At 42.4% G+C, this 18,615-nt stretch carries 17 protein-coding genes; 1 reads left to right on the top strand and 16 read right to left on the bottom strand.

Annotated elements, in window-relative coordinates; translation table 11 throughout:
- Positions 1 to 49: 49 nt before the first annotated feature.
- The 16 genes from MSG37_RS13930 to MSG37_RS13855 all read right to left on the bottom strand — a co-directional run bounded on the left by MSG37_RS13930 (position 50) and on the right by MSG37_RS13855 (position 17,180).
- A complete protein-coding gene (locus MSG37_RS13930; protein ID WP_248471261.1) occupies positions 50 to 595 on the bottom strand; it encodes a sugar O-acetyltransferase in 546 nt (181 codons plus the stop codon).
- A 111-nt stretch (positions 596 to 706) separates the two neighbouring features.
- Complete coding sequence (locus MSG37_RS13925) at positions 707 to 2,011, bottom strand: inosine/guanosine kinase (RefSeq protein WP_248471260.1); 1,305 nt, start codon at positions 2,009 to 2,011, stop codon at positions 707 to 709.
- A 279-nt stretch (positions 2,012 to 2,290) separates the two neighbouring features.
- Positions 2,291 to 3,286, bottom strand: coding sequence for a ferrochelatase (hemH, locus tag MSG37_RS13920; protein ID WP_248471259.1), 996 nt, complete (start codon positions 3,284 to 3,286; stop codon positions 2,291 to 2,293).
- Positions 3,287 to 3,448: 162 nt separating this feature from the next.
- On the bottom strand, positions 3,449 to 4,093 hold the full coding sequence (gene adk, locus MSG37_RS13915) for an adenylate kinase (RefSeq protein ID WP_248471258.1): 645 nt from the start codon (positions 4,091 to 4,093) through the stop codon (positions 3,449 to 3,451).
- A 179-nt stretch (positions 4,094 to 4,272) separates the two neighbouring features.
- Entirely contained in the window at positions 4,273 to 5,118 is an 846-nt protein-coding gene (locus MSG37_RS13910) for a tetratricopeptide repeat protein (RefSeq protein WP_248471257.1), read from the bottom strand.
- Positions 5,119 to 5,192: 74 nt separating this feature from the next.
- Positions 5,193 to 7,109 (bottom strand): molecular chaperone HtpG, encoded by a 1,917-nt coding sequence (htpG, locus tag MSG37_RS13905; protein ID WP_248471256.1) that lies wholly within the window; start codon positions 7,107 to 7,109, stop codon positions 5,193 to 5,195.
- Positions 7,110 to 7,333: 224 nt separating this feature from the next.
- The gene (recR, locus tag MSG37_RS13900; RefSeq protein ID WP_248471255.1) at positions 7,334 to 7,933 is read right to left on the bottom strand and encodes a recombination mediator RecR; all 600 of its coding nucleotides are present in this window, start codon (positions 7,931 to 7,933) and stop codon (positions 7,334 to 7,336) included.
- 180 nt (positions 7,934 to 8,113) lie between these two features.
- Complete coding sequence (locus MSG37_RS13895; RefSeq protein ID WP_248471254.1) at positions 8,114 to 9,067, bottom strand: hypothetical protein; 954 nt, start codon at positions 9,065 to 9,067, stop codon at positions 8,114 to 8,116.
- Positions 9,068 to 9,069: 2 nt separating this feature from the next.
- Positions 9,070 to 9,777: a tetratricopeptide repeat protein gene (locus MSG37_RS13890; RefSeq protein WP_248471253.1), complete on the bottom strand. Its 708-nt coding sequence runs from the start codon at positions 9,775 to 9,777 to the stop codon at positions 9,070 to 9,072.
- 298 nt (positions 9,778 to 10,075) lie between these two features.
- The gene (locus tag MSG37_RS13885) at positions 10,076 to 10,405 is read right to left on the bottom strand and encodes a YbaB/EbfC family nucleoid-associated protein (RefSeq protein ID WP_248471252.1); all 330 of its coding nucleotides are present in this window, start codon (positions 10,403 to 10,405) and stop codon (positions 10,076 to 10,078) included.
- 99 nt (positions 10,406 to 10,504) lie between these two features.
- On the bottom strand, positions 10,505 to 13,423 hold the full coding sequence (gene dnaX / locus MSG37_RS13880) for a DNA polymerase III subunit gamma/tau (RefSeq protein ID WP_248471251.1): 2,919 nt from the start codon (positions 13,421 to 13,423) through the stop codon (positions 10,505 to 10,507).
- A 198-nt stretch (positions 13,424 to 13,621) separates the two neighbouring features.
- Positions 13,622 to 14,173: an adenine phosphoribosyltransferase gene (apt, locus tag MSG37_RS13875; protein ID WP_248471250.1), complete on the bottom strand. Its 552-nt coding sequence runs from the start codon at positions 14,171 to 14,173 to the stop codon at positions 13,622 to 13,624.
- A gap of 247 nt (positions 14,174 to 14,420) precedes the next feature.
- The gene (locus tag MSG37_RS13870) at positions 14,421 to 14,789 is read right to left on the bottom strand and encodes a YbaN family protein (RefSeq protein ID WP_248471249.1); all 369 of its coding nucleotides are present in this window, start codon (positions 14,787 to 14,789) and stop codon (positions 14,421 to 14,423) included.
- 284 nt (positions 14,790 to 15,073) lie between these two features.
- Positions 15,074 to 15,829 (bottom strand): putative DNA-binding domain-containing protein, encoded by a 756-nt coding sequence (locus MSG37_RS13865; protein WP_248471248.1) that lies wholly within the window; start codon positions 15,827 to 15,829, stop codon positions 15,074 to 15,076.
- Complete coding sequence (locus MSG37_RS13860) at positions 15,829 to 16,677, bottom strand: DUF692 domain-containing protein (protein WP_248471247.1); 849 nt, start codon at positions 16,675 to 16,677, stop codon at positions 15,829 to 15,831. Before MSG37_RS13860 ends, MSG37_RS13865 begins: the two co-directional genes overlap by 1 nt.
- 74 nt (positions 16,678 to 16,751) lie before the next feature.
- The gene (locus MSG37_RS13855; RefSeq protein WP_248471246.1) at positions 16,752 to 17,180 is read right to left on the bottom strand and encodes a hypothetical protein; all 429 of its coding nucleotides are present in this window, start codon (positions 17,178 to 17,180) and stop codon (positions 16,752 to 16,754) included.
- 397 nt (positions 17,181 to 17,577) lie between these two features.
- Here MSG37_RS13855 and dusC point away from each other — a divergent pair, with 397 nt between their 5' ends.
- Positions 17,578 to 18,522, top strand: a complete 945-nt coding sequence (gene dusC / locus MSG37_RS13850; protein WP_248471245.1) for a tRNA dihydrouridine(16) synthase DusC — start codon at positions 17,578 to 17,580, stop codon at positions 18,520 to 18,522.
- The last annotated feature ends 93 nt before the right edge of the window (positions 18,523 to 18,615 follow it).

The following is an 18,615-nucleotide window of genomic DNA, read 5'->3' as shown; positions in this document are numbered from 1 at the left end:
TGTTAGCCCTCAGATTAAGTGTTTAGAGTTGCATTAGAGCATCTGAAAACTACTTTAGCATCTTAATCAATTTAGCAGGCACGCCGCCCACCATAGTATCGGGTGCAACATCTTTATTGACTACGGCACCAGCAGCAATAACCGAACGCGCACCAATTGTCACACCTTGATTAATCACTACATTGCCACCAATCCACACATCATCTTCAATAGTGATCGGTAAGCAAAATGTTTCCCAGCGGCGTCGACTCATATGATCAACGCTGTGAGAGGCAGTATAAAATTGGCAGTTAGGACCAATCATCACATGATCACCAATGGTAATTGCTGCGCCATCAAGCATCACTGCACCCATATTGATAAAACTGCCGTTGCCTATGGTAATTTGTTTACCAAACTCGCAATTAAACGGCTCACGCACAATAGAGCCTTCACCGATATTAAGTAACTGCTTCATCAAGCACTGAGTTTCACTAAAGCCTAAGCTATTATTAATTTGCTTTTGCAATAAGTAGGCATTGTCTCGTACAGCTGAAATCTCAGCATCTGCGCCAGCAAACACTTCACCATTGAGCATTTTTTGGTATTCAGTCATCGCTTTATTTTTCTTATGTTATTTAGAGTAGATTCAAAAAAGGCATAACTCAGAATACTAAGTTATGCCTTTCAAAATTATGTCACTGCAAGCCTTCAGCGGCTTCTCAGCTTATCTTTCCCAGTATGACTCTTCCAAGCTATCTTCACGCTCTGGTAAGCCACGTGAAAGTCTTGGGCTATGCTGTGCAAGTACTTCATAAGCTACGCGGTTAGCATACTTACAAATTTGCGAGAATGATGAGTAACACAAGCCGTCACGCTTATGCTTACTTGAACCTGGCACGTTAGTCTTGTGGAAAGTATTCGAAGCCAAATCATGTAATAGTGCAGCTAATGCACCATCGCCTGCACCGTTAGTATTACGGATAACCTCAGGACCGCCCATATATGGCGAGATATGCGCGTAAACCTTAAGTGGAGACTCACAATCAGCCTTTAATTTAGGGCGAGAGAATTCATAGCGGTTAAACTCAGGAATAGAACCTGGTAATAGCGTATGGCTAGTTTCACGCTTTTCTGAGTCTTCAGTGTAACCCGCTGTGTATAGCCCTAGAGGACCTGCTGTGGTCAACACCATGTCACACCACTCAAGTGCCGCTTCACTGGCTAGCAATGGATCGCTAAAGCCTGTTAACGCTTCACCTTCGTCTTCATTCATAGCAAGAATGGTCACGTGCTCTTTAATGAATTCTTGCCACCACTTTGGATCTTCTTCAATTAAGAAACGGGTACCTAATGTTAATACTACTGGCACTTCCGCTTCTTTAGCGTAGTTAATCGCTGTCATTGCCGCATCAGTGATCTGGTCGCCACCGCTTGCGCGCATTAGATAAGCAGTCAGAATGAGCGCAGAGCCACCTTGAACCACGTCTTTGTCAATATAGCTAGGCGTTAATTGATCCATTGAGCCTTTGCTGATCGCAAAGGTACGCTCACCGCACTCAGAAATTAGCGTAAAGCAACGACCAATCGGACCCGCTACCGGTTGCAGGTAGTTAAGATCAACTTTAGAAGAGGTGTTACATAAATAGCGATAAGCATAGCTACCCACTTCAATATTTTTGCTCATTACGCCAAATAATACTGAGCGATCATCCGCCAAAATGGAGTAATTGTGTACCGTGTTACCAATGGTGCCACCAGCAAACTCATCGCTGATCAGTTCATTGCTCTTAAGCTCGGTATAAAGTGCATGGGCCTTGTCATCGTCAATCAAGGTTGAGTTACCTTTCGGCAGCTCATATCGACTCAATAACTCATCTTCCACTTTAGCCTCAATGTCTACTAATGTCTGGTCAATACCAGAAATGTAAGTAGAGATTGGTAAAGGCTGCTGGATCAACTGCGCTAGCAGTGGATCACGGTTTTTAACTGGAAAATAATGTTTAGACTTACGCTGACCTGGAAACTTCATATTGAGCTCTCTTTCATTCGGCATCCATGCAAAATATCAATTTAAACGGGTAAGTAATCTCTCATTGTTTATCCAATGGTGAATAAACAAAACGACACTTTAAGCGGTTAACTATAGTAAAGGTTAGCTATAGTAAAAATTATGCCATCACTATTTATTTAGCTTAGTCACAACTTAAGCAAAATAGTGAGCTTAGTGGGCTATATACGCAAAAAGGTGGGGGATTTTACCACACCCCACCTCTTTCGCTAGCTGAAATCACTACAGAAGGGATAAAAATTAATGCCAGCCTTGGGTTTGCTGCTCAACAATCTTAGCTAATAAGTCAATATGACCAGCAGAGTCATTTAAACACTCGATAAATTCATAACGCTCACCGCCCGCCGATAAGAAGTCTTCTTTGCCTTCTTGAGAGATCTCTTCAAGAGTCTCTAAACAGTCACAAGAGAACGCTGGGCACATAATATCAACCGACTTAATCCCCTCTTTTGGTAGCGACTCAAGCAGTGCATCAGTTGCAGGACCAATCCACTGCTCTTTACCAAATTGCGATTGAAAACAAATACGCCATTGCTGCTGAGTTAAACCAAGCTCGGCAGCTAACAATTCAGCTGTTGCTTGGCACTGGGCTTGGTAAGGATCGCCTTCGGTAATGTAACGTAGCGGTACACCATGAAACGACATTAATAAAACCTGAGCCTGACCCTTAGCTTGCCAATGATTTTTAACAGACTCAGCTAATGCCTTAATATAATCTGGGTGATCAAAATACTGTTTATTGAAACGCAGCTCTGGGATGTTGCGCTCAGCTTTTAAAAGCTCGGCTATCGCGTCGTATACCGGGGCAACTGTAGAGCAAGAATATTGCGCATACAGTGGCAGTACAAAAATCTTTTCAGCGCCTTGCGCCTTTAAGCTATCCAGTCCCGATTGCAAAGACGGGTTGCCATAGCTCATACCCAGTTCAACTGGAATATTTTGCCCTAAGGTTTGCTGCAATTGAGTTTTAAGCTTATCGCGCTGTTTTTGGCTTATCACCATTAACGGCGAACCTTCATCCCACCAGATAGACTGATACAACTTGGCCACTTTTGCAGGACGAGTATTAAGAATGATGCCGTTTAAGATCGGTTTCCAGATCCATGGTGAAAGATCAACAACACGAGGGTCGCTTAAAAACTGTTTGAGGAATTTTTTTACATCAGGAGCGGTCGGTGAATCAGGCGTACCTAAGTTAACTAATAACACACCGAATGGAGGGGCTAAGTCACTCACATGAATTCTCTTTTTAGCAAGATATTCAGCTCAGGCTATCACCGCAAAACGCATAAAAAAAGCCCATTCGCATGGGCTTTTCAAAATATGAGAACTAGCTCATAAACACATATTCACTCGAGTCTTTTTTATACTCGGTGACTATGGAATTGACGTTAAGTATTAGCCAAGAATAGTTACGATTTCTTCGCTAACTGTTGCTACAGACTTAGTACCGTCAAACTTGTTGTAAGTTACGTCGCCTTTAGCTGCAACTGCGCCGTAGTATTCAACTAGTGGCTTAGTTTGCTCATGGTAAATATCAAGACGCTTACGTACAGTTGTTTCTTCGTCATCTGGACGGATTGCTAGATCTTCACCGGTTACGTCATCTTTACCTTCAACCTTTGGTTGGTTGAATACGATGTGGTAAACACGGCCAGAGCCTGGGTGAACACGACGACCGCTCATGCGCTTAACGATTTCTTCGTCTGGCACATCAATTTCAATCACGTGATCAAGAGCGATGCCGCTTGAAGCCATTGCATCAGCTTGTGGGATCGTGCGTGGGAAACCGTCTAATAGGAAACCTTTAGCGCAATCATCTTGAGCAACGCGCTCTTTAACTAGACCGATGATTAGCTCATCAGATACCAACTGACCAGCGTCCATCACTTTCTTAGCTTCTAGGCCAAGTGGCGTACCCGCTTTAACGGCTGCACGTAGCATATCGCCTGTTGAAATTTGAGGAATACCGTACTTTTCCATGATGAATTGTGCTTGAGTACCTTTACCGGCACCTGGGGCACCTAATAGCATAATGCGCATCTGAATCTTCCTCTTAATTTCGCACTGTGATACCCACATCGTCTAGAAACGAGCAAAAAGCCGTCAGCGTGATGGGTATTATATGTTTAGGGCGGCGATCTTCGCATAAATGGCCGCCATTTTGAAGTCATTTGTCCTTCGACTTTAGCATCACAAGCAACAAATATCTTTGATGCTAGTCAGTAAAGTAAGGTGTAAAGCTTACGTCGGTATTGATTGGCGAGTGTGTTGCCTTGGCCGAGCGCCGTTAAGATCTCTAAGAATGATTGCTTCACTTTGCCATCTTGTGCCGAAATATCTTTTTGCAGCGGCGAAAAAAGCAACTCAAGCGCTTCATCATTACGCCCTGCTTGATGCAATGCTTTGGCAAGTTCTATCACTAAATCTAAGTTAGATGGATCGTTTTCAACATCTTGCTGTAGCTTTCTAATTTCTGGCGTGTCAGCAGCATCAAGCGCTAAAGCAAGCTTGGCTTTTAAACTTTGGTAATAACTATCTTGATCGGCAAGGCCAACTGAATCTAATAAAGCTTGTGCATCTTCCAGCACATTTAGCGATAAATACACATCGGCTAAGGCTAAGGCGATTTCAGCGATTTGCTTTTCGTTGTAGGCATCTTTTAGCAGTGGCAATGCGGCAATTGCGTTATTTTCAGCTAAAAACACTCGCGCTTGATTAAGCTTTAATTGCCACTCGGCAGGTAAATGCTTATCCAGCATCTCAGTAATTTGCGCAGTCTCTTGCACGCCAGCAAAGCCGTCTACCGGTTTGCCTTGGTGTAATACCAAAGTTGTCGGTAAACTCTGGATCTGGAAGTAATTGGCAATTTCCATTTCCGTTTCACAGTTAACCTTAGCTAATACAAAACGGCCATTTTGTTGCTGGGCGATGCTTTCAAGGGTTTGCATCAAGCTTACACTTTCTGGGCTTTGACTTGCCCAAAACGCCATTACAACCACCTTCTCCATCGAAGCGTCGACCACTTGTTGGATGTTTTCTTTAGTCAGCTCTAGAATCGATTGCATAACTTTTCCTTCGCTATTAGCGAGTGACCATAAAAAAGAGGCAGTTATACTGCCTCTTTAATCATAGCTGTTGATTACTTAACGCTAGCTAGTAGCATTTGGTTCATTAGCTTAATGAAGGCTGATGGATCAGCAAGGCTACCTTTTTCAGACAACAATGCTTGTTGCAGTAAAAGCTCTGACCACTGGGCAAATAGCTGTTCATCTTGCTCGTCATTTAAACGCGCTACTAACGGATGCTCAGGGTTTAGCTCAAATGTCGGCTTAGACTCAGGTACGTCTTGACCTGCTGCTTGCATCAACTTGATCATCTGCGTTGACATTTCGCCTTCACCGGCAACCACACATGCAGGCGTGTCAGTTAGACGTGTTGTCACCTTAACCTCAGAAACCTTATCACCTAAGCTGTCTTTAACACGCTTAACTAGGCCTTCTGATTCAGTTTGTAGCTTCTCTTGCGCTTCTTTTTCGCCAGCATCTTCAAGCTCACCTAGCTCAAGATCACCACGCGTCACTGAATGTAGTTTCTTGCCATCAAATTCAGTTAAGTGATTAATTAGCCACTCATCGATACGCTCAGACATTAATAACACTTCAATGCCTTTCTTACGTAACACTTCAAGGTGTGGGCTGTTAGCTGCAGCCTCATGGCTATCGGCAACAATGTAGTAGATCTTAGACTGACCTTCTTTCATGCGCTCAATGTAATCTGCTAGCGATACGTTAGCCGTTGCTTCACCGGTGTGAGTCGATGCAAAACGCAGTAGACCAGCTACACGCTCTTTGTTAGCAAAATCTTCAGCAGGACCTTCTTTTAGCACTTGGCCAAATTCAGTCCAGAACGACTGATACTTTTCAGTATCATTCTTAGCCAGTTTCTCAAGCATGCCTAATACACGCTTAGTCACTGCAGTGCGCAGCGCTGTAGTGACTTTGTTATCTTGCAAAATTTCGCGAGATACGTTTAGCGGTAAGTCGTTTGAGTCAATCAAACCTTGCACAAAACGTAGGTAGCTTGGCATGAACTGCTCAGCATCATCCATTACGAATACGCGCTGTACAAACAGTTTTAGGCCATGCTTACGGTCACGGTTCCACATATCCCAAGGCGCTTTAGCAGGGATATACAGCAAGCTGGTGTACTCTTGCTTACCTTCAACGCGGTTGTGGCTCCACAAAAGTGGGTCAGCGAAGTCATGAGAAATATGCTTGTAAAACTCTTGGTACTCTTCATCAGACACATCACTCTTGTTACGTGTCCATAGTGCTGTCGCCTTGTTCATTGGCTTCCAGCTACCTTCTGTTGCTGGTACGGCTTCTGAATCTTCAGTTGCTTCAACTGCAGGCGTGCCCTCTTCAAACATCTCTACTGGTACCGAGATATGATCTGAGTATTTAGTAATGATTGAACGCAGACGGTAGTCATCAGCAAACTCTTTTTCATCATCACGTAAGTGAAGCGTAATTTCAGTACCGCGAGTTTGTTTAGAGATAGTTTCAACAGTAAAGTCACCTTCACCCGCTGATTCCCACAGTACAGCTTCATCAGCGCTATGGCCTGCTGCGCGAGTACGAACCGTTACACGGTCTGCCACAATAAAGGCTGAGTAAAAACCAACACCGAACTGACCAATTAGCTGTGAATCTTTTGACTCATCGCCAGATAAGTTTTTAAAGAAATCTGCAGTACCTGATTTAGCAATCGTACCTAAGTGCTCAATCACACCGTCACGAGTCATACCGATACCGTTATCTTCGATAGTAACAGTACCCTTTTCTTTATCAGCGCTAATGCGAACACGTAGCTCACCATCGCCTTCATAAAGATCGTCATTTGTTAGGGCTTCATAGCGTAGCTTATCTGCAGCATCTGCCGCGTTAGATACGAGTTCACGCAAAAAGATCTCTTTGTTTGAGTACAAAGAATGGATCATCAAATGTAATAGTTGTTTGACTTCAGTTTGAAAGCCATGTGTCTCTTGTTGTGACATGAAATGTTCCCTTTAAAAATCAGTTTAAATAAAGCTTACAAATAAGATGGGGCTATAAAATCGCTTTTCAAGGGAAAGTGTGTGCATTGGTTTCAATTGCACAAAAAAAAATCCAGTTGGTGATAATCACAAACTGGATTTAAAAAGCATTTCATTCTCAAACAAGTGCTTATCGCTGTAGTTTAGACTTAAGCCTCAACAATGCAGAACAAGTCTTGATGTTATTAGATAGGTAAACGTCCATTAAAGGATAAAGCTAAGGTAGTGCTGTCTACATACTCAAGCTCACCACCAACCGGCACACCATGGGCGATGCGGCTAACCGTTAACTGATGACGCTTGGCCATATCAGCAATGTAGTGCGCTGTCGCATCACCTTCAACGGTTGGATTAGTCGCTAAAATAAGCTCACTGACATCGCCGGACGCTAAATGCTGCTCAAGTAAATCAAGCCCCAATTCATCAGGACCAACACCATCAAGCGGTGATAAATGCCCAAGTAAAACGAAATAGCGACCAGTAAAGTGTCCACCAGCTTCAATTGCTAATACATCAGCAGGCGTTTCTACCACGCAAATCACTTCAGAGTGGCCGCGTTTAGTACTGACACAAATTGGGCAATAGGTTTCTTCGGTAAAAGTACGACATGACTGACAATGACCCACATCAGACATCGCTTTACCTAAAGCCTCTGACAACTTAGCGCCCGCTTTACGGTCACGCTCTAATAGCTGAAACGCCATTCTTTGAGCCGATTTTGGGCCAACGCCCGGCAAACAACGAAGAGATTGGATCAACTCATCAACGAGTGGACTAAATTTCATTTAACATTCCGCTTATGCTGGCATAGATATGCCTTAAAAAATAGCCGATGCCCTGCGCAAAAAGCGAGTAACTCACTAGTAGATACAAGTCATCATAAAATTAGCGTCAGATACTAACATAGAATTCTTCAAATTTATGTGTATCGATAATCCCAAAAACTTAACTGTCGTCAAATAAGGTTATTTAAGCTCTATCGCCTTTATATCAAAAGCGATAGCCGAAGACTCGCCTTGTATAACTGCTTGCATGCCGGGGCGAATTACTTTCCAATAGGCTTTATTTTCTAGACAAACTGCACCAAAGAAATGTTCAATATTAACACCTCCCCTGCAGCTTTTTCCCCAGTAATCTTGACGCTTGTCGGAAAAGGCTACACTCATTGCTATTGGTTTTGCCGTGATCAGGTGCAGTAATTTACTGCCACCAGCAACAACTGCACAGCTCAAAATGATATTACCAACTAAGATGGCAATCACTTGTTTACTGATGCTTTGCCCCATCTGCGCTGCGCGCTGTCTTGCTTCATCTGAAAATGCCTTAAATAACAATATTGGCAAACTAATTACGTAAGTCATGCCTGAGGCGATATAGGCGCTTTGAAAAAAGTCATTTCGCCAAATCAAGTCAGCCATAAACACAAAAGACACAAGGCCAAAGCAAGCAGCGCAAATATAAACGATACTCGCGTATTTTATCACTTGGCTAAAAGATGTTTGCTTTGGAAAATAGTACTCGATAAATGTACTTTCGCTCTGAGACAGAAGTCGTTGCAAATGCCCAGCTAGCTCATTAAAACTTACAAAACCAAATTCTTTTTGCCATTTTATCCTGCCTTTATCATTGGTGTAATACAGGGCTAATAAACCCTCTTCCTCACTTAAGAGATCATAAGTCAATGTTATCTCTCGCTGCCGCACCTTAGCCCGAACAACTATCATTGGCATAGTCAATGCGCTACTCGAGGATTCTAGCCCCTTATCAGCATTAATACCGGCTTCAGATGCATCCTCTTCAAACACAACAGTTTGCATCACTAGGTTAAGCTGTTGCTTTAAATGGGATGAACTCGTTACCGCGCCAAAATCTTGAGTTTGACCACTTGCTATTTCTAACGATATAGAACTTATCTTCATGGTTAAAATACCTGCTCTAGTAATTCGTTAGTCTGGTTAGTGTCGTCATTCCACTCATGCTGAGTTTTAGTGTTTCTATAGGTTTGGTCTGCATTAGCTTTTTCTGCCGCAGTTAGCCGTTGAGCAACTTGGCTAACCATACTGCGAGACTGAGAAAAACCATTACCTCGAGCGTACAAGGCCCAAAGATAAGCCTCACGATAGTTACCTAAATTAAAATAATAAACAGACAAATTATGTTGCGCAGCTGGGAATGATTGCTTAGCAGACTTTTCGAGCCAAAACAACGATTTTAGCGGGCTTTGTGGTACGTAATAACCAAAGTGATATAACAGGCTTAAATAGTATTGTGCAAACGCATTATCGCTATTTTGACTAAACCAGCGATACGCTTTTTGGTAGTTATCTGGTGCATTCAAATCGTAAAAGTACAAAGTGGCCAGCGACAACTGACTGCCGATATCTCCTTGATTTGCAGCTGGCGTGAAAAAGGCCCTCGCATCGCTGTAATGCTTACTCTTAAAAAGAATAAAACCAATCTCGCGTGCTTCTTCGACCGGCATGCTTTTACTGTATTTATCGATTCCACTAAGCTTAATTGGCGGCTCACCAAACAGGGCATTAAAGAGAACAATGCCGCCAAATACCACCAAAGATACTCCAAGACCGTTAAGTTTATCTTTTAGACTAGTTTTCCAACTCTCTTTCACACAACCTCTCACATCATGAGTCCATTTTAATTCGCAATGTTTCTAATTAAGCCACTGAAAAAGCGAGTCTTAAGAGATATGGCAAAGGATGAGAGTCTGCCACATCGTTACTTGCCCCTGCAAGGATATCGATGTGAGTGAATGGAATGTGTGTTGTTACAAAGTAGTTTTGTATAGCGGAAACAAAAAAGCTCAAGTAAAAACTTGAGCTTTATCGTGTTCAATTGCTTGGAAGCTTCTTTACAACCGCTACCCAATTTAACGGAGTGAATACACCATTAAAACAGCAATTTAAAACTTAGAACGGCATCTTCATGCCTGGTGGTAATTGCATACCGCCAGTCACTTCAGCCATTTTCTCTTTTTGGTTTTCTTCAACACGGCGAGCAGCATCGTTACAAGCTGCAGCGATAAGATCTTCTAGCATCTCTTTATCGTCTTCAAGCAAGCTTGAGTCGATTTCTACTTTACGAACGCTGTGAGAACCAGTCATAGTGACTTTAACTAGGCCAGCACCAGCTTCACCGGTAACTTCCATACGTGCGATTTCTTCTTGCACTTTAGCCATTTTGTCTTGCATCATCTGGGCTTGCTTCATCAAGTTGCCCATACCGCCTTTTCCAAACATACTCTAATTCTCTTCTATTATGTATTACAACAAATAAAGTGGGCTAATCTTACTAAAAAATGAATGATTAGCAATGAAAGCTGAAATTCAATTATAAAATTATGACTCAGTTAACCGCTTAAAGTTCGCAATATCGATTAACTCAATGCGATTTCCTTTTTGAACCAATAATTCTGGTGCGTAAGTAAGCGAGTCAGCGGTTAACTCCGCTCCCATATTCTGTGTAAGCCAGCGGATATTGTCATCGGTCATTAAGTCGTGGTGGACTTGAGTTAAAATCTCTTTGTGAAAACGTCGTCTCACCTCTAGCGGCGTTTCTCTATCGTGATCTGCACCAACCGTGACCTGCACGCGACACTCTTCGCCTAACACCGCAGACATCGCTTCTTCTAATTGCTTAATGGCAACGTCGGCAGCTAAATGTTTTTGATCCGGTTTAAGCAGTAAAGACAAGGGTTGCTCAAAATGATGACACACTGAGTTAACCGCTAATTGCCTTACACGACCACCGACTTCAAGTTCAGACATAAAGCGGTACCATTTAAGATCCACTTCATTACCCGTTAAATCACCACTAGGTAATGCAGGTAAGTTTAGCTCAGCATCCTGAACTGCAGTTGAACCAGTGATTGAACTTGCTGGTAAATTAATCGCTGCTTGCTGATCAGATTTTGCTGCAAGTTCGCTGTTATCACTGTCAATATTATCGCTAAAACGTGCGCAGGGATCATCCTCATGAGGCTCTTCCCATGGCGGTCTATCAATAACTTCTGGCTCTGAAGCCACATCAGAACTCATACTAGAGCTCATATTAGAGCTATAACCAGCTCCCAGCGTATCAGCAACATCAGCAGTTTGTTCTGTACTTTGCTCTGCACTTGCTGCTACAGGGGATTCCTTTCTCGCTGGAGGCGTGAAAGGTTTACGAACCTCTAATGACTTTTTTGAATCTCCTTCCTTAGGAGTATCCTCAGTCAGTTCCTCTAAAAGAGTGGCTCTAGCAGCAAGCACTGCATCTAAAATATCATCCCCGACATCTAGCGCATTACTTGTTGATCCCAAAGATGTTGCCGGTTGCGATGTATTGTTGTCCTGCTCTTGACTAATGCTTTGGGCATCACTTTCGACATCACTATTGTTGCCGTTAGCGTTAAAACCTTGATTAGTGCTATATGAAACTTGTGATTGCTCAGCTTGATAACTCACATCCTGCTGAATAAAGCCATAATCGTCTTGGTAATCGTTATTATCGCCAAAGGCTCCCGCATAATCAGCGTAAGAGGCTAAATCATCATCTTCAGAAGCATAATTGGCGCTATTGTCAGCAACTATGGGTTCAGCTGACGATTGAGGGCCAGATGAAGCGCCAGTAATAACTGAAGCTTCATCCTGAGTTGCAGCTTTATTAGCATTGCTGTTTGTAGATGCTTGCAGACCTGACAACGGTGTGTCAGATTGAGGAGCTGATGATTGAGGTTCTTGCTCAAAACCTTGGCTTTGAGCCTGACTCATAATGACGGCCATTTCGCTATTTAAGCCATCTAATGGTTCATTTTCATCTTGATCTTCTGCAGCCATTTCGTCTTGAACGGCTGTATTGGTAGGTTCAACTGAATGTTCTTGCTCTGAACCTTCAGCTGCATGTTGCTGACTCGTTGTTACATCTGCAATGTCTTGTGCAGATTGTGGCTTAGGCTGAACAAGAGAATCAAGCGCCTCTGGTTCTGTCTTTTCTGCACTAGCTACAGAATCAGCAGTTTTTTTTTGAGTATCTAGTGCACTACCAGTTTGCTGCGGGCTATTAGGCGCATTTGTATTCGCAGCTATGGTATTAACAGCAGTCGCATCAGTAGCAATGCGATTCGCAACCTGCACACTATTAACATCTGGAATTTGCAGTTCAGATTGACTATCAACAGCCCAACGTGTAACCGGCTTTTCAGGCACAAAAGTTACCGCTCTTAGCAATGCCATCTCAAGTCCAGATTTAGGATCTGGAGCATGGGGTAGATCTTTACGGCCTGTAAGTAATAGCTGGTAATAAAGCTGAACTTGCTCTGCGGAAAGCTGCTGTGCAAATGCTTGGATTTGCTCACTATAAAGTGACATCTGTGCGGCGGCAGGCGCAAACTGAGTTAAAGTAATTTGGTGTAAAAGCTCAAGTAAGCTACGTAAAACCTCTTCAGGTTCAGCGCCAAATGAAAGCACCTTAGCGGTGACTTGCATCAAATTCATGATGTCAGCATTAGCAAGCGCTTCAAGCAATGCGATAACATGCTTTTCATCGATACTACCAAGCATTGTTTGCACTTGTTCAAGCTTGACTTGGCCTGCGCCAAAAGCGATGGCTTGATCAGTTAAACTTAACGCATCACGCATACTGCCGTTGGCAGCCTTTGCTAATAACGTTAATGCGCTAGCATCAAAGCTAAGCTGCTCTTGGCCCAATACATGACCAAGTTGCCCTGCAATTTCATCTTGCGATAAGCTTTTTAAATTAAATTGTAAGCAACGCGACAGTACCGTTACCGGCAAACGCTGTGGATCGGTTGTTGCTAACAGAAACTTAACGTGCTCAGGAGGCTCTTCCAATGTCTTTAATAAGGCATTAAAACTGCTGCGCGATAGCATGTGTACTTCATCGATAAGGTACACTTTAAAGCGGCCACGGCTCGGCCTATATTGCACATTGTCTAATAATTCACGTGTATCATCGACTTTTGTTCTTGATGCAGCATCAACTTCAATTAAATCGACAAAACGACCTTCTGCAATTTCGACGCACGCAGAACATTGACCGCACGGGGTTGCTGTAACACCTTGTTCGCAGTTTAGGCCTTTAGCAAAAAGACGCGCAAGACTGGTTTTACCCACACCGCGAGTACCGGAAAACAGATAGGCATGGTGTAATCTTTGCTGAGTAAGTGCATTGGTTAAGGCATGTAAAACATGCGACTGGCCAACCATTTGCTCGAATGTGGCAGGGCGCCATTTTCTGGCCAACACCTGATATGACATGGAACTCCCCAACGTGTCATTAATACGATTTCGGGAGCACGCTCCTCGACATCTTTGAACAATAGCATGCAACGCTTTTACATGCTATCTCAAGCGCCTGAGGAGCGGTTTGGCGGTGATAAATTCGCCTTTTAAGATAAAGAATAATCAGTTTTATGATTACGCTTCATCTTATAAGGTGATCACCTAGGCAAAGATTTATTCGCCTTCGAACTCACATAGGCTTAATAGATTTAAATCCATTGCCTTTAGACGCTCTTCACCACCAAGATCTGGCAATGAAATAACAAATGCTGCATCGTTAACTGCGCCGCCTAACTTACGGATTAGCTTAACAGTTGCTTCGATTGTGCCGCCAGTTGCTAACAAGTCATCGATAACAAGCACTTTATCGTCAGCAGTAATAGCATCTACATGGATCTCTAGAACGTCATGACCATATTCAAGCTCATAGCTCTCTGAGATAGTTTCTCTTGGTAACTTGCCAGGCTTACGTACAGGCACAAAGCCAATACCTAATTCAAGTGCAAGTGGTGCACCGAACAAAAAGCCACGAGCTTCAGTACCGACAACTTTAGTAAAACCTTGGTCTTTGTATTGCTCAGCTAAAAGGCCAATGGTGAGTTTATAGGCTTGTGGGTCTTCTAATAAACTAGTCACATCTCTAAACAGAATCCCTTCTTTTGGGTAGTTAGGGATGGTTTTAATGCTGTTCTTTATTAGTGCCAAGCTGTCAGTATTCATTACCATAATTCTATACTTAATCTAATGTAGTTTGCTGACACAAGACTCAATAGCTGAGCTTGCAATGTCATTGAAGTGTAAAAAACGGCGTAAAGCTTAAGCCCCTTTATACTCAGTTGCAACTAACTAACAGCAGAAGTGTAGGCTCTGTCTAGACGATTTTGCCTTTTGATTGTTCTTTATAGCAAAGGCAAGCGATTAAAAACTAAAATAGTAGTTAGATTTCAATGTAATGACTCAATACAACAATGACTTAATCTTCAAGCTCAGGAATACTACGAAGATAGAAAAATAATCCAGCGCAAAGACATACTAATAAAAGTTTTACCCAAATGAGCGGTACAATCGCGATACTGACTGAAAAACTAAGGCCACTTACGATATACGCTTTTTTCTTTAGGCTTTTGCGAATAGCACCTTTTGCTTGCCAGTCGCGAAGTGCGTCTGCAAACCAAGGGTGGCGCATTAACCATTGATAAAGTCGCTCACTCGAACGCGCAAAACAATAAGCGGCGAGCAAAATAAAAGGTACCGTAGGCAACAATGGTAACACTATGCCCAAAATCCCTAATCCGAGGCTACAAAGACCAATAATTAGAAAAAAGCCACGTTTTAATACCATTAATCTACCCTAATAAACCAAAAAGCCACTCAATATGAGCGGCCAGTATACATTAGCTAGACTTAAAGGCGGATTAAATTAGTCCCATAACCTTTAACCAAGACAAACTAGCAGGTAATGTAGGAATTAACATTACAAGAATAAAACCAATAAAATAAACAATGTTGAATGGGTCTTTAAACGGCTGACTCATAGATACCTCTAATTATTATTGTTAACTGCATTTATTGATCTAGATCAATTTTTGCGGTCATTATAGAGATCCGTCCCCCTAATAGTAAAGCCTATTGCTCAATAAATTGTTTAATTATGCCTTTACTACTGAGATCCATCAGTAATTGCTGGCAACCTTGTCGCAGCGCATCGGGTTCAATCTGAGCGTATGTTGTTAATAACCAATCAATTAACACTTCATAATCCACATAATTGTATTGCGCCATATAGGCAAGTACTTGCGCGGTTAATGGGTTTAATTGCAAGAAAACGACCTCTTCTTCAGCATCACGGTAAATACAAAAGAACTGCGGATTGTCACTCGGTTCACTTGGTTGATGACTAGGACTAATATGCTGCACATCAAAAGCGTATTGCGCAATTTGTGCCGCAGTAGAAACGCATAGCTTAATTTGAGTTATCTCTTGCCAACCAGTCTCTATCAATTGCTGATTAGGATCATCTTGTGCTACGGCAACAACTAACTCTAACCATTCATAATGGGCAAGCTCTAACATGAAAGGCGGATCTTGCTCAGTTGTCTGATACTGTGTTTGTAAAAACAGTAAAAACTCTTGTGCAATCTCAATAAAAATCGGCGTTTTACAGTCATGATTAATAAAAAATGTCTGCACTAATTTAAGCCAATCTTGCTCGGCATATAAACTCTTCAACACAGGAAAGGCATTCGACACAAAACCATCGATGTTATTAAAAAAAAGCTCGCGATATATTTTCATTCGGCGTGCTTCAATACCATCAGGCAAAGGTAAAGATGGATCTTTTATATAATCCATAAAATTTTGTTGCACATCAACAAAGCTCATTAAGCACTCCTCTTTACACTGGTTAAATGCCGATTTTGATAATCATGAACCTGATTGATCTCCAACAGTAGCTCTTTGGTGCTGGGAATATTAAAATCGCGTTCAAGCAAGGTTGGATAAACGCCATGAAATTGATGACATGCTTCGAGTAACTTCCATACCGGATCTATAATATCTGCCCCATGCGTATCCACTATCAGATCTTCAGCTTCCTCATAGTGTCCAGCTATATGTAAATAAGCAATCCTGTCTGTTGGCATCGCCTTTAAAAACTCAAGCGCATCGTAGTTATGATTAATCGAATTTACGTAGATATTATTTACATCCAGAAGCATTTTACAGTCAGCTTCTTGCATGACTGCGTTAACAAACTCAACCTCGGACATCTCTGCCCCTGGCGCAGCATAAAAAGAAACATTCTCTAAAATCAAAGGTCGTTCAATAATGTCTTCTACCTGTTTTACTCGCTTAGCAACATGCATTACAGCGTCTGCTGTAAAAGGAATTGGCATTAAATCATACATATGGCCACTGCCAGAGCAGTAACTTAAATGTTCTGAATAGGTGCTAATTTGGTGTAAGTCTAAAAAGGCTTTTACGTTTTTAACAAACTCAAGATCTAGCGGCTCTGGGCTACCAATAGAAAGTGATAAACCATGGCAATAAAACTCATGCTTTTCGGTCAACTCTCTAAACTGTCTGCCAAACTTGCCACCAAGCGTCATCCAGTTTTCAGGTGCTACTTCAAAAAAGTTAATGTCGTTAGGCACTATTTGGCAAAACTCATCTAACATTTCTCGCCTAAGTCCCAATCCAACTTGTCCTTGATTAAGCCTATTATTTGTCATACTGCACGCCTACATTATTCTCACAAACAAATAGGGCCAGCGATATGCTGACCCCTTTTTAGTGCTGGGAAAGCTTATTTTGAACCACCACATTTACCTTCGCCGCACTTACCTTCTTTTTTGGCTTTGTCGCCACCGCACTTGCCTTCACCACACTTACCTTCTTTGGCTTTAGCTTTGTCACCACCGCACTTGCCTTCGCCACACTTACCTTCTTTGGCTTTAGCTTTGTCGCCACCGCACTTGCCTTCGCCACACTTACCTTCTTTGGCTTTAGCTTTGTCGCCACCACATTTGCCTTCACCGCACTTACCTTCTTTGGCATCTTTCTTCTCGCCGCCACACTTACCTTCACCACACTTGCCTTCGCCTGCGAATAATTGGTAACCGGCAGACATTTCACTATAACCAAATGGACTTGCTTGTACACTGGCTGTTAATGCACTTCCCATTACAACAGCACCTACAGCAGCAGTAATTGCAGTTTTATTAACTAATTTCATAATATCTTCCTTTTCTTTAATCAACTTTAATATCGGTTACCAACGGCACATTTTGTTGGCTTGCTTAACTAGACCTTGTCGTTAGCAATTTAATTTCAATTTTTATACATCTATCACATTTATGGCTCATTAAAGCTGTTAGGTCAAATAATGCGCGGGACATATGGCTTGGATATCTCGATGTTTAACTGCGATTTTTAATCTAATGAAAGCAAGATCTGCAGTTTTAGTAACAGCCCACTTATATAGGGTTGAGGTTCAATTACGGTTTAAAAGATATCCTACGGTCAGTGTTAATAGCCGAGCCTAGGGCTTATGAGGCTTGTTTATGTTGGCCTCAGAGTTTGCGATAAGGTAGAATGCTGCGCCTTGAAATAGCGATATATTGGACAAGTCTGTGCGAATAATTTTGGCGCCTATGGAAGGCGTTGTTGATGATTTAATGCGAGATATTCTCTCTGCAATCAACCCTTATGATCTTATGGTCACCGAGTTTGTTCGCGTGGTTGATCAACTACTACCTGAAAAGGTGTTCTATCGTATTTGCCCAGAATTACAACATGGTGGCCAAACACTATCTGGCACACCAGTGCGAGTGCAACTGCTTGGCCAAGAGCCTGGCTGGATGGCAGAAAATGCTATCAGAGCAATTGAGCTGGGGTCGAAAGGTATCGATGTTAACTTTGGCTGCCCTGCCAAAATGGTCAATCGCAGTAATGGCGGCGCTGTGATGCTACAGTATCCTGAGCAGCTTTATAATGTAGTCAAAGCAATGCGAGAGGCAGTGCCAAATGACCAGCCTGTAACAGCCAAAATTCGCTTAGGCTTTAACGACAAGTCACTTTATATGGAAAATGCGCTTGCGATATATGAAGCTGGTGCCAGCGAGCTGGCTGTACATGCTCGCAGTAAAGTCGACGGTTATAAGCCGCCTGCTTACTGGGAATACATCACCGATATCAATAATAAATTGCCAATTCCAGTTATTGCTAATGGTGAGATCTGGAATAAGGATGATGCTGAGCGTTGTATGCAAGTTACAGGTTGCGACAGCATTATGGTTGGCCGTGGAGCAATATCGCTACCAAATTTAGCTTCCCATATAAAAGGTGAAGCGGCTTACTCTTGGCAACAAGCGCTAGAACTCATGTTGCAATACACTGACCGAGAACTAGAAGGCCGTAAGAGCACCTATTACCCCGCTCGAATTAAGCAATGGTTTGGATACTTGAATCGCCAATACAGCGAGGCAGATGAGCTGTTTAGGGAACTAAGGGTCTTTAAAACTGCAGATGAGATTATTCAGGTTCTTCGCCAAGCACGAGCCAAATTACCTGACTAGATCAATCTTAAGTCGTATTTATCGTCATAATCCACTAAATATTGGTTTGACTTGATCTCAGTCATATCGCCGAATGACTGCTTGATTAGACTG

Origin of the sequence: Shewanella sp. 1CM18E (assembly GCF_023161665.1) — a bacterium.
In the GTDB taxonomy this organism is placed as follows: Bacteria; Pseudomonadota; Gammaproteobacteria; order Enterobacterales; family Shewanellaceae; genus Shewanella.
This window is presented reverse-complemented; position numbering and strand designations above follow the sequence as displayed.